Origin of the sequence: Capnocytophaga stomatis (assembly GCF_002302635.1) — a bacterium.
Classification (GTDB): Bacteria; Bacteroidota; Bacteroidia; order Flavobacteriales; family Flavobacteriaceae; genus Capnocytophaga; species Capnocytophaga stomatis.
In genome coordinates this window covers 2,748,480-2,764,857 of the sequence record NZ_CP022387.1, presented here as the reverse complement: position 1 = coordinate 2,764,857, position 16,378 = coordinate 2,748,480, and the positions used below count along the sequence as shown (strand labels likewise).

At 33.3% G+C, this 16,378-nt stretch carries 13 protein-coding genes; 8 read left to right on the top strand and 5 right to left on the bottom strand.

The genetic code is table 11. From position 1 onward, the window contains the following. Positions 1–161: 161 nt before the first annotated feature. Entirely contained in the window at positions 162–2,018 is a 1,857-nt protein-coding gene (locus CGC58_RS12285) for an SLC13 family permease (RefSeq protein WP_095896981.1), read from the top strand. Positions 2,019–2,055: 37 nt separating this feature from the next. Beyond that, positions 2,056–2,517: a thioredoxin-dependent thiol peroxidase gene (bcp, locus tag CGC58_RS12280; protein WP_095896980.1), complete on the top strand. Its 462-nt coding sequence runs from the start codon at positions 2,056–2,058 to the stop codon at positions 2,515–2,517. Positions 2,518–2,540: 23 nt separating this feature from the next. On the opposite strand, the gene CGC58_RS12275 is transcribed toward bcp, so the two are convergent. Next, a complete protein-coding gene (locus CGC58_RS12275; RefSeq protein WP_095896979.1) occupies positions 2,541–3,800 on the bottom strand; it encodes a hypothetical protein in 1,260 nt (419 codons plus the stop codon). A 57-nt stretch (positions 3,801–3,857) separates the two neighbouring features. Continuing rightward, a complete protein-coding gene (locus CGC58_RS12270; RefSeq protein WP_095896978.1) occupies positions 3,858–5,045 on the bottom strand; it encodes a hypothetical protein in 1,188 nt (395 codons plus the stop codon). 1,211 nt (positions 5,046–6,256) lie between these two features. Here CGC58_RS12270 and CGC58_RS12265 point away from each other — a divergent pair. Together CGC58_RS12265 and CGC58_RS12260 are read left to right on the top strand one after the other, a co-directional pair. Continuing rightward, on the top strand, positions 6,257–7,303 hold the full coding sequence (locus tag CGC58_RS12265; protein WP_095896977.1) for a hypothetical protein: 1,047 nt from the start codon (positions 6,257–6,259) through the stop codon (positions 7,301–7,303). A gap of 524 nt (positions 7,304–7,827) precedes the next feature. Further along, a complete protein-coding gene (locus tag CGC58_RS12260) occupies positions 7,828–8,538 on the top strand; it encodes a DUF6261 family protein (RefSeq protein WP_095896976.1) in 711 nt (236 codons plus the stop codon). A 94-nt stretch (positions 8,539–8,632) separates the two neighbouring features. Here CGC58_RS12260 and CGC58_RS12255 read toward each other — a convergent pair whose 3' ends face one another. Beyond that, complete coding sequence (locus CGC58_RS12255) at positions 8,633–9,805, bottom strand: AIR synthase related protein (protein WP_095896975.1); 1,173 nt, start codon at positions 9,803–9,805, stop codon at positions 8,633–8,635. Positions 9,806–9,984: 179 nt separating this feature from the next. Between CGC58_RS12255 and CGC58_RS12250 the strand changes: the two genes are divergently transcribed. Beyond that, positions 9,985–10,395 carry a DUF4293 domain-containing protein gene (locus tag CGC58_RS12250; RefSeq protein WP_095896974.1) on the top strand — a complete coding sequence of 137 codons (411 nt, stop codon included), beginning with the start codon at positions 9,985–9,987 and terminating at the stop codon, positions 10,393–10,395. Positions 10,396–10,470: 75 nt separating this feature from the next. Here the strand turns inward: CGC58_RS12250 and CGC58_RS12245 are convergent, their stop codons facing one another. After that, the gene (locus tag CGC58_RS12245; protein WP_095896973.1) at positions 10,471–12,012 is read right to left on the bottom strand and encodes a sulfatase family protein; all 1,542 of its coding nucleotides are present in this window, start codon (positions 12,010–12,012) and stop codon (positions 10,471–10,473) included. A 175-nt stretch (positions 12,013–12,187) separates the two neighbouring features. Between CGC58_RS12245 and CGC58_RS12240 the strand changes: the two genes are divergently transcribed. The 3 genes from CGC58_RS12240 (at position 12,188) to CGC58_RS12230 (ending at position 14,657) form a co-directional block, all read left to right on the top strand. After that, entirely contained in the window at positions 12,188–12,859 is a 672-nt protein-coding gene (locus tag CGC58_RS12240; RefSeq protein ID WP_095896972.1) for a response regulator transcription factor, read from the top strand. Next, complete coding sequence (locus tag CGC58_RS12235) at positions 12,856–14,139, top strand: sensor histidine kinase (protein WP_095896971.1); 1,284 nt, start codon at positions 12,856–12,858, stop codon at positions 14,137–14,139. The genes CGC58_RS12240 and CGC58_RS12235 overlap by 4 nt, the downstream gene beginning before the upstream one ends. Before the next feature lie 83 nt (positions 14,140–14,222). Next, the gene (locus tag CGC58_RS12230; RefSeq protein WP_095896970.1) at positions 14,223–14,657 is read left to right on the top strand and encodes a PepSY-like domain-containing protein; all 435 of its coding nucleotides are present in this window, start codon (positions 14,223–14,225) and stop codon (positions 14,655–14,657) included. 44 nt (positions 14,658–14,701) lie between these two features. Here the strand turns inward: CGC58_RS12230 and recN are convergent, their stop codons facing one another. Beyond that, positions 14,702–16,360, bottom strand: a complete 1,659-nt coding sequence (gene recN / locus CGC58_RS12225; RefSeq protein WP_095896969.1) for a DNA repair protein RecN — start codon at positions 16,358–16,360, stop codon at positions 14,702–14,704. Positions 16,361–16,378: the final 18 nt, after the last annotated feature.

The window sequence follows — 16,378 nt, the reverse complement described above, 5'->3', positions numbered from 1 at the left end:
GATATGAAAAAAATACAGATTTTAATTCGGAAAAATTATGAGATATTCTTTTTTTTAACTAATTTGGTTGCCTGAAAAATCATTTTTTTTCAAACTTTTTCAAAAATAATATAGTCAAATATTTAGTTTTCTCATTTTTCAAACCTAAAAACTTGATTTATATGTACATAACACTTTCTATACTCCTTATTTCAGCCGTATTTTTTATGAGCGGAAGAGTTCGCTCGGATTTGGTTGCTTTGTGTTCTTTGGTTTTGCTGGTTGTTTTTGGAATTTTAACTCCTGAAGAGGCACTTTCGGGCTTTTCAAGTTCTGTTGTGATAATGATGATTGGGCTTTTTGTGGTGGGAGGTGCTATTTTTCAGACGGGACTTGCGAAAATGATTAGTAGCAAAATCCTTCGGTTAGCTGGAAATAGTGAAATTAAACTCTTCATATTGCTGATGCTGGTAACTTCATTTATCGGAGCTTTCGTAAGTAACACAGGTACAGTGGCTTTGATGCTTCCGATAGTGGTTAGTATGGCAATGAGTTCCAACATCAATACAAGTCGTTTGCTAATGCCAATGGCTTTTGCAAGCAGTATGGGCGGGATGATGACCCTTATCGGGACACCTCCGAACTTGGTAATTGACGAAGTTCTTGCAAAAGAAGGTTTTCCGCAACTGACGTTTTTTTCATTCACGCCCGTTGGAATTGTTTGTTTGATTGTTGGAATCTTATTTTTAATCCCTGCAAGTAAGTTTTTGCTATCAAAAAAGGAAAATTCAGGGACAGAAAACAAAAAAAAGAGTAAATCTTTGTATGATTTAGTTAATGAATATCAACTTGCTACGAATTTATATCGTGTACAAGTTAATAAAAACTCGCCTTTCGAAGGAAAATCAATAAAAGAGATACGAATTTATGAAAAATATCGTACTTCTGTGTTAGAAATACGGCGTAAATCTACCTCCAACAATCCTTTTTTCAAATCTGGCAATCAAGAAGTGGTGAATGCTGATACAATTATTTTTGAAGGAGATATTTTATATTTGCAAGGAGATTTTGAAAATATTCAAATGATGATTTCTGAAAATAATTTGCAACTTTTAGATACTCACCAAACAGAGGAAAAAGAGTCAGATATGCTTAATTTTCAAGAGGTAGGAATTGCAGAAGTGTTGATTATGCCTGCTTCAAAATTGGTAAATTTACCTATTAAAGATTCTAAGCTAAGAGAGCATTTCGGTTTGAATATTTTAGGAATTCAGCGAAAAAACACCTACATCTTACAACATTTGAAAGATGAAAAAATGCATTCCGGAGATATTCTGCTTGTGCAAGGAACTTGGGAACACATCGCAAAACTTGAAGCCGAACGCAGTCAGCTGGTTGTTTTAGGACAACCGATGAGTGAAGCCTCAAAGGTTACCCTGACTCATAAAGCTCCCATAGCAGGACTCATTATGATAGCAATGGTTTTTGCTATGATGTTCGATTTTATCCCGATTGCTCCTGTTACGGCTGTTTTAATAGCGTCACTTTTAATGGTAATTTCAGGAGCTTTGCGAAATACGGAAGCTGCTTACAAAACTATCAATTGGGAAAGTGTGGTACTAATTGCGGGAATGTTACCGATGGCTTTGGCTCTGGAAAAAACAGGAGTTTCCGATTTGGTTTCAAAGACTCTGGTGGGAAGTTTGGGAGGATACAGCCCTTATGTGCTTTTGGCGGGAGTTTATTTTACTACTTCACTTATGACAATGTTCATAAGTAACACAGCCACAGCAGTTCTTCTGGCTCCGATTGCTTTTCAATCCGCAGTTTCATTAGGTTTGAATCCGCAAGCGTTCCTCTTCGCTGTTGCCGTTGGGGCAAGTATGTGCTTTGCCTCTCCTTTTTCAACGCCGCCCAATGCACTAGTAATGTCCGCAGGAAGATACACATTTATGGATTATGTAAAAGTGGGACTTCCATTGCAAATCATTATGGGAATTGTGATGATTTTTGTGCTTCCGCTGCTGTTTCCTTTTTAAAATTACTTTTTTACTAATAAAAACAAACAATTAATATATGAATACATTAAAAATTGGCGATTCTGTTAAGAATTTTAAAGGTATAGACCAAAATGGAAAAGAAATCAGTCTTTCCGATTACAAAGGAAAAAAGCTGATAATTTTCTTCTACCCGAAGGCAAGTACTCCGGGCTGCACCGCCGAAGCTTGCGATTTACGAGATGGTTACAACCTTCTGCAAGAAAAAGGATATGAAATTTTGGGCATCAGTGCCGATTCTGTAACAAAACAAGCTAATTTTGCCTCCAAAAATAATCTGAGTTTTCCGTTAATTGCCGATGAAAATAAGCAAATTATCCAACAATTTGGGGTGTGGGGCGAAAAGAAATTTATGGGTAAAACTTTCGATGGAATACATCGTATGACTTTCATTCTGAACGAAAATCATACGGTAACACACGTTATAGAAAAGGTAAAAACGAAAGAACACACACAACAAATTTTAGAGATTATCAAGTAAATGATAATCTCTAAAAATAAACACTATAATTCAATTTGATACTGAGCTATGAGCATTCCTTTTCGGGTGCTCACTTTTTTATCTGATTTATCAAAAATAGGACGATTATGATATCCTAAAGATAGTTTACTTTTGTGTCCGTTAAAGTAGATATTCAAGCCTAAGTCGTAAACATTAACAGCCTGATTTAAACCTTTGTAATCAGAATATTTCCAACCAAAATTAGGCTGAAAACGCACTTTATGATTTTCAGATTTCGGCAACAAATAACCAAATTGGAACATTATGGAATTTCCCGTTCCTACGATAGGATAAGCATTTCCACCTCCGTTAAATGAAGTTCCGCCTGAATCATAAATGCTATTTACTCCTATATTTCGGACGTATTTTTCTCCCAAATTCATATTATTGAAAGCCAAATAAGTAGTTACAGCTGCATTTCTTTCCGATATGGGCATATCAATGAACAAATCTATACCTAAATTTCTGTAATTATCGTATTTTGTATCAGTTCCTACCGTTCTTTCAAACATTTTCGGCTTGAAAACATACCCGAAACCTAAATTTAGCACTTTTTTTGCTCCGATATATGTCCCAATACCTCCACTATACGGACTTCTATTACTTTCATCGTCAAAAAATTCATATTTTATGTATGAAGCATATCCTAAAGTTGCGTGCTTTTTGGAATATCCAAAGTCTTTGACGTGAGCATCCGTAGGCATCGCAACGCTTTGAACATTTATATTATAATCAAACTTGCCTAATTGTCCTTTGGCATACACCCCGATATTTCGCCCTACATCATCGTAATGATTTATCGTAAATAGCTGATGTATAGCAGGGTCTAAATTCATCATCGAACCATTGGAGAAATACACATAACGTCCCGGACCTGCAAAAATAAGTTTTCCTGCCCCTAATTTGAATTTAGGACTGAAAGTATATTCTGCCAAAATATCAAGTAACCTAAAATCAGTTGAACGAATGGTTTTCTGATTGATATTATTATTTCCCATCAATAAGAAGAAATATAACTTTTTGTTTATTTGAGCCTGAAATCCAACGCGATAACGTCTTACAGAGAAATCAAAAACTTGATTTACAGGTTCTCCCCCGATGGTTGTCCCCGGGTTAGTGTCAAGATATCTCGCCCAAAATTGACCTCGAAATGAACCTTGAATATAAGTATCCCCTCGCTCATCAAAATTATATCTCAAAAGTTGAGCGTAAAAACTAACTGAAAATAAACTACATACGAGCAAAAAAATATTTTTTTTCATAAATCAATAATTTTTGACCAAAAATAATAAAATTATTTTAAAAATACAAGTCAAAAATTATTCATTTTTTAATTTCAAGCTACATACGAACCAATACAAAATAGGGAACAAAAACAAAATGCTGCCAATAGCCAAATACAAGAAATAAGTATCAAAAAAAGGAAAGTCAAGCCAAAGAAATAAACCTTTATAAGCTATAAGAATTTCTGTAACAATAAAAGCCGACAGATAAACCAAAACAGATAATTTATTTATTTCCAATAATTTGCAAGAGGACAAAATAAATAATAATCCCAAATTTATAACTCCTAAAAAATTCAGATGCAAATAACTGATAATCAAATCAGGATTATTAAAAACAGGTTTGAAAATATTTAACGCAGTTCCGAAAATCATCACACATATTTTTAAAATGAAAAACAATAAAAACAATGTTGCCAAAAGCGATTTTTCAGAATTTTTAAAGAAATATAAATAACTTAAAATCAGAATTATAAATAACCATACAATTCCGGAAAAACCTCCTATCAAGTAAAATCCCGCAAGGTTAAATATTCCCAACCAAGATATTACTAACGTCCCGATTACGGCAACCTGAAATCCGTAAAATATTTTTTTTATCAACTGAGAATATTTCAAATCCCAACCGAATTTCCGTATGAATAATCCTGTTAATGAGGAAAGTATCCAACCATTGTACTGAAAATGCAGAAAAAATGCAATTGAAGCGTTATAAAAATCAGAATCTTTCCCAAATTTGATAATCGAAAATGGTATTGACCAAATTCCTAAACTTGAAAGCACAAGATAAATCACACCCATTTTTATAAAAAGGTAGGAAACAGATTTTTTAATATTACCATTTTGCCATTTCTTCAGAAATAAATATGCAAAACAATACGAAAGAACTACAAATAAAGATGAAAACGTGATAGAAATTGCACCATAGCCCTGAAAAATAAAGCTAAAAAGCATTCCTAAAACGGAAATCTGTGTAAGATAGAGCAAAACTTTATGCTTCCTTTCATATTTTGGCAAAACAAATTCTCTACTGATAAGCCCAACAAGCAAAATATAAATCCAACCCAAAAAGGCCGTGTGCGAATGAGCGTGAAGAATATATCTGTAATTATATTCAAAAGGAATTGGCACGATGTACACCAAACGAAGAAAAACTCCTAAACAAACCACCGCCAAAAGATTGAAAAAAGCGTAGCGGATATCCGTATTTATATTGATTTTCATTTTTTACTATACTATTAATAAACCTCTTTTGTATGAATAGCAAACTCAAATTTTAATCCCTTTGCTGAATGCAAGAAATAAAAATCAAATTATCAATAGCAAATAGATTATAAAGTTAAGTTCTTCATTCACCTACAAAAATAATTATTTTACTCAACAAACAAAAAATACAGCAGATTATTTTCCACATAACTTTATAAAAATCAATTTTTAATCAGAAAATAATAGTAAAAAAACAGGTAATATATATTTCTTGCTATTTTATCTCATATTTTTTATTATTATTTATTTTCTTTCTGAAATATAGCATACAATTTTTTCCGAAGAGATTATCCAAGCAGAAACTACTTTCCGAAAAATTACGAAGAGTTCGCCCAAACAGAAACTACTTTCCTAAAAATTCCGAAGAGTTTATCCAAATAGAAATTACTTTCCAAAAAATTCCGAAGAGTTCTCCCAAGCAAAAATTACTCTCCAAAAAATTCCAAAGAGTTTTCCCGAATAAAAATTACTCTCCAAAAAATTCCAAAGAGTTCGCCCAAGCAGAAATTATCTTCCAAAAAATTCTGAAGAGTTCAGCCGAGCAGAAATTACTTTCCGAAAAATTTTGAAGAGTTCGCTCAAGCAAAAATTATCTTACAAAAAATTCCGAAGAGTTCGCCAGAGCAGAAACTACTTTCCGAAAAATTACGATTAAAATAATGTCTTTGACTTCACTCAGACTGATAAACATAATCTAATATTTATCGATTAGTTTATAATCCATACAAAAGTATTTTTTTATTTACTTACAAAAAATCATAAAAAAGACAGCCTTTTATAAGCTGTCTTTTTAGATATACGTTATTAAAGTATTATCATTAAAAAATTACATATTTAATTTTCAAACCGATAGTAGGTAAAAAGCTACTGTATAAACTATATTTTGTAGAAGCATATCCTAATCCTATATGAAAATTAAGCAATAATCTATTATGCAATTGTACAAATGCTTTAGATTATATAAGGTATATCAAAAAAGATTTTTTCTTAAAAAGATGATGTATAAACTCAACAAATAATGAGACTTAAATATGACCTAATAAATAAATCAAACATTTTTACATAAAATTAATTAAAATTTGTTTTATTAAAGAATAAATAGTAATATTGCGTTTTATTATTTATTCATCAAAAAAAATAATTTGAAACAACTTAAAAAAATTAGAATTATGATAAAAAAATTGACAACTTTTAGTTTTTTAGCGTTAATGCTAATAGGATGTGTTTCTATTGAAAACGAAACACCTGAAACACCTGAAAAACAAACTGATATTCATATATCAGGTTGGGATAATAATCAAAAAGTTGCCTATTGGAAAAACGGAGAAAGGCAATTTATGACAACTTCAGAAAAACATCAAGAACGTGTTCATTCAATGTATGTAGCAGGCAATGATGTTTATATTGTTGGGCAAGAAACACAATTTTCTCCCACAATTTCAGAAAAAGTAAAAACAATAGCTAAAATTTGGAAAAATGGAACTCCTTCCTATCTGCCCACTCTGACTTCAGGATATGAAAACTCTAAGGCTTTCTGTGTATTTGTAGCAGGCAATGATGTTTATGTAGCAGGTGCAGAATATAGTGGACGTAACGGATTAGCTGTGCTCTGGAAAAATGGAAAAGCTACATCATTAGCAACTAACAGAAGTGCGGCTGAATCAGTTTATGTATCAGGTTCAGATGTTTATGTCGCTGGCTTTGAAGATAATGAAAAAGGCATTCTTGTAGCTAAACTTTGGAAAAACGGAAAAGTAGTTTTCCATACTGATGGAAGCCAAAATGCCATTTTTCATTCGGTAATTATTTCAGGAACAGACATACATCTATCAGGCAAAGAAGGGAATGTTGCTAAAACTTGGAGAAACGGAATTCCTACTATTTTAAATGATAGCAATGGAGATAACGAAAAATTCAGTTACTCTTCTGAAGAATTATTTATCTCAGGAACAGACGTGTATGCTACAGGAGCTAAATATGCTTATTCAACAGATTCTTTTGGCAAAGCAGACGTTGCTCTACTTTGGAAAAATGGACAATTACAACCTCTTGAAGGGCAAGAAGCTTATGCAGGAGGTGTGTACGTAATGGATAATATTGTGTATGTAGTAGGAGGAATAGGAGAAGAGGCAGTTCTTTGGAAAAATGGAATAGCTTCAAAACTACCTGGAGGAAGTTATGCTTCTTCTATCTTTATAACTCAAGTAGAAAAGTGATAAAATAGAATATTAAGGAATAAATAATAAAAATTTGCTTAGACAAATTCCCCCTAAAAAATAAAGTTCATTTTTAGGGGGAATTGTTTATTATAATTAAAACGTCATATCACCAATCACCAAAAATAAATTAATAACTTACTTATTATTCCTTCTTCTTTCAAAAAAGTCTCTGAAATTAATACAAATCTATGCTTTTAACCGTTTAATTATTTATCTACCACAAAGAAATATACAATTATCTGAATAAAAAAAATAATATTTTTTTTAGCTATCTATTTTATTTTTAAATAAAAAGAATTATTTTATTAAAAGCATATATTAAACACAAAACATCAGAAAATAAATTATACAATATGTATTTTTTCTGTTTTTCTTTTTATAAAATTGATATATAATTTTCTTTAAAAAAATATATTTTATTTGTTTTCAAAAAATTATCAAGAAAAAATATTGCCTTTTTAATAATTTTAAGTACCTTAGTCGCAGTAAAATATCTTTTTATAAATTTAAACTAAATCCTTATGAAAATCACTTTATCAAAACTTAACACCAAAGAGTTAGCTACATTAACCGAAACAACAATTTCTATTTCTAAAAGCGGAAAGTACACATTTGTAGAAAGTAATGAGCTTTTAAAACAAGTAGAGGAAATTTTTAAAGTGTACAGAACTGTCTATACAAAATCAACTTTCAGCGGAAAAGGCAAATCAGTAGCCGAAGCAGACAGACATCGCGACAAACTTTACAACGGCTTACGCGATTACATAAAGGGATATGCAGGTTTGGAACCTCTCCCCCACAATGCTAAAGCAAAAACCATTTACGCAGTATTTAAAAAATATGGAACCAGACTCGCAAAACTAAAATATGCTGAACAAACTGCTCAACTACGAAAGTTTCTTGAAGAAATGAATCTACCTGAAAATCTGTTACTATTGGAAGATTTGGGCGTAAAAGCTATTTTAGATTTGTTAAAACAAGCTCAAGATGATTTTGATGTTATTTACGCCGAGCAAATAGCCAGTAATTCTGAGCTTCGTAATATTCCTTCGGCAACTAAAATACGCTCCGAATTAGAAGAGTATTTACGAGCGTATTTTACTTTCATAAAAGCAATGCAAAAAAGCCCCGAATGGAAACCTCTGTACAACGAAATTAATGAATTGGTAAAATCAATAAAGCCTAATTCTTCTGAAAAGAAGAATAACAAACCCGAAGAGCCTCAAAGCTAATCGTTTTGAGAATTACTATAAGAACAAAATTATAAAAAACTTAGTGCCGTAAGGCAAATAAAAAACGGATAATTTCAATTATCCGTTTTTTATATTAGTATTCAAAATTCCCGTATTCACTATTGATGGTTAGTCTTTTACTTTCGGACTTTTCTACCCTACCTATAATTTTCGCTGCCACGCCAAAACTCTCTGAAATGGAAATAATGTCATTTGCGATTTCCTGAGGCACATAAAGTTCCATACGATGTCCGCAATTGAAAACCTGATACATTTCCTTCCAATCCGTGCCCGATTCTTTTTGAATTAACTTGAAAAGAGGAGGAACTTCAAATAAATTATCTTTTATAATATGCAAATTATCAACAAAATGTAATATTTTTGTTTGGGCTCCTCCGCTACAATGCACCATTCCGTGAATTTGTTTTGTATTGTACTTCTCAAGAATTTTTTTAATTATCGGAGCGTAAGTTCGCGTTGGTGAAAGTACTAATTTTCCTGCATCTAACGGACTGTTTTCAACCAAATCAGTCAGTTTTTTTGTTCCGGAATACACCAACTCCTCAGGAACGGAAGCATCAAAACTTTCCGGATATTTCTCAGCTAAGCATTTAGCAAATACATCGTGCCGAGCGGAAGTCAAACCGTTACTTCCCATTCCTCCGTTATATTCTTTCTCATATTTTGCCTGCCCGAAAGAAGCCAATCCTACAATAACATCGCCTTCTTTAATATTTGAATTATCAATAACTTGACTTCTTTTCATTCGTGCCACAACTGTAGAATCAACAATCACGGTACGAACCAAATCACCGACATCGGCTGTTTCTCCTCCCGTTGAATGAATATTGACGCCGAATTCTTTCAACTCGGAAATAAGTTCTTCCGTTCCGTTGATAATTGCCGAAATTACCTCAGCAGGAATCACATTTTTATTTCGACCAATGGTTGAAGAAAGCATAATATCATCAACTGCCCCAACACAAAGCAAATCATCAATGTTCATAATCAAAGCATCTTGTGCAATGCCTTTCCAAGCGGACAAATCACCTGTTTCCTTCCAGTACATATATGCCAAAGAAGACTTTGTTCCTGCCCCATCGGCGTGCATAACCAAACAATATTCTTCATCATTTGTTAAATAATCAGGGACTATTTTGCAGAAAGCCTTTGGGAAAAGCCCTTTATCGATATTTTTTATTGCATTATGCACATCTCCTTTTGATGCCGAAACACCACGCTGTGCGTATCGTTTACTTACCTCCATTAACTGATTCTTTTTAAGTATTTTTAATAATGTACTTGGAGGCAAATTTACGATTTTTTTTCATAAATCCTACTTCTTCGTAACTCAATAAAATTTTCTTGAATTCGGAAAAAAAATTCACTTTAAATTTGGTAGATATGTTAATTTTTCCGTAGGTTTGCACGGTGAAAATTTAAGCTATGATTCAGAGAATACAAAGCGTTTATATGTTAGTTGTGGCAGTTATTAGTGGAATTCTTCCTCTGATATTTTCGTTATATACGCAAGCTGGCACGGTTGTATTCGCGTACAAAAATGATGTTACAAGCGGTGTTTTGTTTGCAATATCAGCAGTTTTAGCAATTTATAGTATTTTCAAATTCAAGACAAGACAGACTCAGTTTGTTCTCAACAGACTGAATATCCTTATAAATCTTACTTTACTAGGAATATTTGTATATCGAGTGCTAACCTCATCCGGAGAAAATTTAATTTCTGAGAAGGGTGTTGGGATTTTCTTACCCGTCCTTTCTATCGTTTTTTTGTTTTTGGCCAATCAGGCTATTCGGCGGGACGAAAATCTTGTAAAATCAGCAGATAGATTACGATAGACCTATAATCTTAGTAGTGTTAGTGCGTTAAAAAAATCCTAAGCCTTCGCTTAGGATTTTTTTATGTTCCCGAATTTATTTCAAATATCCTTTCTGTTTTTCTCTTTCAAGAATTTTCTTCATCTCTTTTACTTTTTCAGGATTCTGATTGGCTACGTTTTCACTTTCGGACTTATCTTTCTGAACATTATAAAGTTGGTCTTCCTTTGAATTTCCAAGATACGTACGCGTCAGTTCTTGATAAGCCCTGCGATTGCTTGGCTCTATGTATTTCCATTCCGCATTATTCACGGACAATGCCCCTGCCGATGTGATAACATAATCCCTTCCTTTGGCATCTTTTCCCAGCAAGGCTTGCAATTGGTTTTGACTGTCTTTCGCAGCTCCTTCGGGAATATTTCCACCTAAAAAAGCCACCAATGTTGCGAACAAATCTACCTGAGAAAACAAGGCATCAGACGTGCCTGCTTTCACCTTTTGTGGCAAACTTACTATGAACGGAACACGCGTACCAGCTTCAAAATTACTATATTTTCCACCTCTGTGATGGAATTCCCCCCAAGGATTATGATTGCCCAACAGTTCTTCTGCTTGGTCTTGATAGCCATCATCAATCACAGGACCATTATCACTGCTTATGATGATAAGCGTATTTTCCAGCAATCCGTTCTTTTTGAGCGTTTCTACAATCCGCCCAACCGTCCAGTCAAATTGCAAAATAGCATCTCCCCGATATCCCATTCCACTTTTACCAACAAAACGAGGATGTGGATATCTTGGCACGTGAATATCATTGGTTCCTACATATAAAAAGAATGGTTTATTAGAATTCTTTTCAATAAAATTTACCGCTTTTTGGGCAATGGAATCTGCGATATTTTCATCTTTCCAAAGAGCCTTCCCTCCTCCTTTCATATATCCTATTCGTGAAATACCATTCACAATAGCCTGATTATGACCGTGATTTATTGAAGGTTTGAGTTTTGTCAGCAATTCGGGATGCGTTTCTCCCAATGGTTCCCCTTCAAAGGGCTGTTGGTAACTAACTTCAATGGGGGCAGAAGCATCGTAATTGGAAACTTTTTGATTTTCAACCCACACACACGGAACTCGGTCCCCAGTAGCAGCCATCAGATAAGAATAATCAAAACCTATGTCCGAAGGACCAGGCGAAATGAATCCGTTCCAATTTTGAGAGCCCCGTTCATTTCCCAACCCCAAATGCCATTTACCGATAGCTCCTGTTGTATAACCCGCTGATTTAAAAACATCTGCAATGGTAACTTGTTCAGGACGGATAACCATTCCTGCATCACCATCGGCGATTCCTGTATCTTTCCTTCTCCAATTGTATTCGCCCGTAAATAACGAATAGCGTGAAGGTGTACAAGTAGCTGCCGTTGTGTGGGCGTTTGTGAACAAAATCCCACCATCAGCCAGCTTGTCCACCTGAGGCGTTTGAATAGTTGTAGCTCCGTAACAACTCAAATCACCGTAGCCAAGGTCATCAGCAATGATTAAAACCACATTGGGTGTTGTCTCTATCTTGTCTTTTTTAGTTTTTATTCCGCAAGAGGCAGCAAACAACGCCAACAAAGTAACTATTTTAATTTTCATCGTTAAAAATGCTTTTATTCTATAAAGTTTCAAATCTCCACAAAACTATGAAATAATTTTTAAAGCTGGCTTGTTTTCCCGAAAAATATTTGGAAGAAATATCACATAAAAACTAAAATTTCCAACCTTATTCCCAAATCATTTCATAATTTTGCCTTTTCGAACATTTCAAAATATGAAAATCTTAATTATTGAAGACGAACCCGCTCTGTTGGAGACCATACAACAATTTTTAAAAAACGAAAAATACATCGTTGAAACAGCAACCGATTATGTCTCAGGGATTGACAAAATTGGGGCATATGATTACGACTGTATTTTGCTGGACATTATGTTGCCCAAAGGAAGCGGAATTGACATTCTGAAAGAAATTAAACGCCTAAATAAAAAAGATGCCGTTATTATCATCTCGGCAAAAGATTCCGTTGAAGATAAGGTTTTAGGATTGGATTTGGGAGCAGATGATTATCTCTCTAAACCATTCAATTTGTTAGAATTACACTCAAGAATAAAATCAGCCATACGACGAAAAAACCAAAATGGAGAAAATTTCATTTCTTTTAAAAATGTGAAAATTTTTCCTGAAGACCGAAAAGTTTTGGTAAGCGAACAGGAAATGACTTTGAATCGTAAGGAATTTGATTTGCTCTATTATTTTATGATTCGTCCTGAAAAAACCTTACAAAAAACCTCTTTGGCAGAATCCGTTTGGGGTGACAGCATCGACCAAGCCGATAGTTTGGATTTTATTTATTCGCAAATAAAAAACTTACGGAAAAAACTCAAAGAATATAACGCAGAGATTGATTTTCAAGCAGTTTACGGAATTGGATACAAATTAGTATGAGCATTTCGTTAAAAAGTTATACGCTAAAATACCTTGCCTCAGCACTTTTTATCATCATTGCTGTTTGGGCAACACTCTTCTATACCTTCTTAATTGAGGAAGTTTATGACAATATTGATGACGGACTAAAAAACTTAAAAATCCAAATTATCCGTGAGGCATACGTAAATGATAAAATAATACATATCAACGATTTTGACTTCAATCAATTCCGAATTACGCCCATTGAATTAGGTGAATATAAAGAAGGTAATTTCTTCAGAACTGAGTCTTTTTATATGGAATATGAGGACGATGTTGAGCCTTATCGTGTTTTGGAAACCTACTTCAGGGACAGGGAAGGACAACCAAAACGGCTCGAAATTCGCACATCGATTGTGGAGGAAGATGAATTCGGGCAAAATCTTTTCATTGCGTTGATTGTTTTGTACATCGTAATGGTTACAAGTATTATTATGATAAATAACGTAATTCTACGAAAAACTTGGAAACCTTTTTATCAAATACTCGAAAGATTAGGAAATTATGAATTAGGAAAAGGAAATAACAACAAAAAAGACAAACCAACCAACGTTCGGGAATTCAAGCTTTTAAATAGCCAAATTCAAAAAATGATTGACCGAAACGAACGAATGTTCAAACATCAAAAGCAATTCATCGAAAATGCTTCACACGAGTTGCAAACCCCTCTGGCTATTGCAATTAACAAAATAGAAATGCTTTTGGAAGATGAAAACCTGAGCGAAGAAAACCTCATCGAGCTTAGCAACACACGCGAAACTTTGCTTAAACTCGTAAAAATGAACAAATCCCTTTTGATGCTTTCGCGTATTGAAAATAATCAATTCAGTCCGCGAGAAGAAGTTAACTTTAATGAAGTCACGAAGAAAATTGTTGAAGATTTCTCCGATATGATTGATTTTAAAGAAATTATATTAGAATTAAATGAAGAAAATGTTTTCAAATCAATGATAAATCCTGATTTGGCTTATATTTTGGTTTCAAATCTTCTGCGTAATGCAATTAAATACAACAAAAATGAAGGAATTATTCACATTAATTTCTTTGAAAACAGCTTCAATATTCAGAATTCTTCCGTTTATCCTGAAGCTCTTAATAAAGAACTCATTTTCAACAGATTTTATAAATCCAACCAAGATACCACATCAACAGGATTGGGGCTTTCGATAGTAAAAACAATCATTGATAATACGCCAAATTTAAAAATAGATTATCAATACCAAAATGATTTGCATATTTTTGAAATAAGAAAAGTGTAAATTTTCAATATCTTTTTGGTTTTTCCCATTTTATTCCCAAATCATTGTTCAACTTTGCATTATAAATTTAAACTTAATCACTTATGAAAAAATTAGCTACAATGTTATTTTTACTTGTAGGAATGACAATCAATGCACAAGAAACCATTATAACTCACAATGAATTGCCTCATAATGCTCAGAGTTTCATAAAGAAACACTTTTCAAAATATACTTTGGATTACGTAATTCTTGACAAAGAGTTTTTTTCCTCAGATGATTATACTGTAAGATTTTCAGAAGGAATAAAAATCGAATTTGACGAAAAAGGAGATTGGACGGAAATCGATGGAAATTACACAGAAATCCCCACTGAGTTCATCTCAAAAAATATTTTGTCATATGTCAAAACAAAATTTATTAACACTAAAATTGTAAAAATTGAAAAAGGCATTTTTGGCAGTCAAGAAGTAAAATTATCCAATGGTTTGGAACTTGAGTTTGATTCTCAAGGCAATTTCAGAAGAGTTGATGATTAAAATGAAAATCCCGCGTAAAATTTTACGCGGGATTTTTTTATCTTTTATCCTTTTTTTAATAATTCCACTGCGTGATTTCGTGCTGATTCACTGCTGTTTTTACCTCCAAGCATTTCTGAAATTTCTGTAATTCTCTCATTTTCAGAAAGAGGTTTTAATTGAGTTGTTGTTTTTCCATTGATGTCTTCTTTGAAAACCTTAAAGTGATGATTCCCCTTAGCTGCAATTTGCGGCAAATGTGTAATAGCAAACACTTGACGATTTGCACTCATTATTTTCATAATATCTCCCATTTTTTGAGAAATTTCACCAGAAACTCCCGTATCAATCTCATCAAACATAATGGTAGGAAGTGCCGTATGTTCTGCCATAATTGCTTTGACTGACAGCATTATACGCGATAATTCTCCTCCCGAAGCTACTTTTTTAAGCTGACCGAAATTTCCTCCCTTGTTGGCAGAGAACAAAAATGAAAGCTCGTCAATTCCGTTATTGAAGAAAGTGTCTGTTGACGTTACCTCAACAGAAAACTGAGCGTTCGGCATTCCCAATTCGTGTGTGAAATCGGTAAGTTTTTTAACCAATTTTGGTATTATTTCCTCTCGAGTTCGATGAATTTGAAGTGCTTTTTGATATGTTTCTTCTTTTTTGCTTTCAACAATTTGTTGTTGCTCTGTGATGGATTCTTCAATGTTTTCAGCTTGTGAAACTGATTTCTCCAAATCCTCCTGAATTTTAATTAATTCATTAACAGTTAAAACTTTATGTTTCTTTTGGAGGCTATAAATCAAATTCAATTGCTGAGAAACCTCTTCCAAAGTTTCAGGATTCGTTTCTATATTTTCATCAATGTCAAAAACTTCATTTTGCAAGTCTTCCAACTCAAGAAACGCAGATTCAATACGTTCAAATATGTCTCTGTACTGTTGCTTATAGTCGGTCAGGTTTGAGAAAGTCCGTTTTAGCTCTCGAAGTTGATTGACAATTCCCGTATTTTCATCGCTAAGCAAGTGCAAGCTCTCGGAAATACGTTCTTTTATTTCTTCTATGTTCGAGGCTTCTTCGTATGTCTCTTCAAGTTGCTCTTGTATGCCTTCTTGCAAAGGTGCGGACTTTAATTCTTTCAGTAAATGCAAGTTATAATCGTATTCTTTGTTTGCATTCTTTTGGAAATCAATCAATTCCTGAAGTTTCTTTTGTGATTTCTTCAACGCCGACCATAAAGATTTATACTCCTCTCGTAAATCTTTATTGCCTGCCATTGTATCGATAATTTCAAACTGAAAGCTCAAATCTCCCAGCGAAATAGTTTGATGTTGCGAATGAATATCCACCAGAACTTGTCCTAATCTGTTAAGAATATCCAATGTTACAGGTGAATCATTAATAAAAGCACGTGATTTTCCCGTTGGGAGTATTTCCCTTCGGATAATCGTATTTGCATCATAATCAATTTCTAATTCATCAAAAAGAGATTCAAAATCATATTTATGCAAATCAAATTCTACTTCAATGATGCATTTTTCCTCAGTATTTCGTAAAACTGACATATCTGCCCGCTTTCCTAAAACCAACGAAAGTGCATCTAACAAAATCGATTTTCCAGCTCCGGTTTCTCCTGTGATAATAATAAATCCTTCCGGAAAATCAATCTGTAAATCATCAATTAATGCAAAATTTTTTATTGAAAGTGCTTTTAGCATTTTTTTAAATTTAATAAG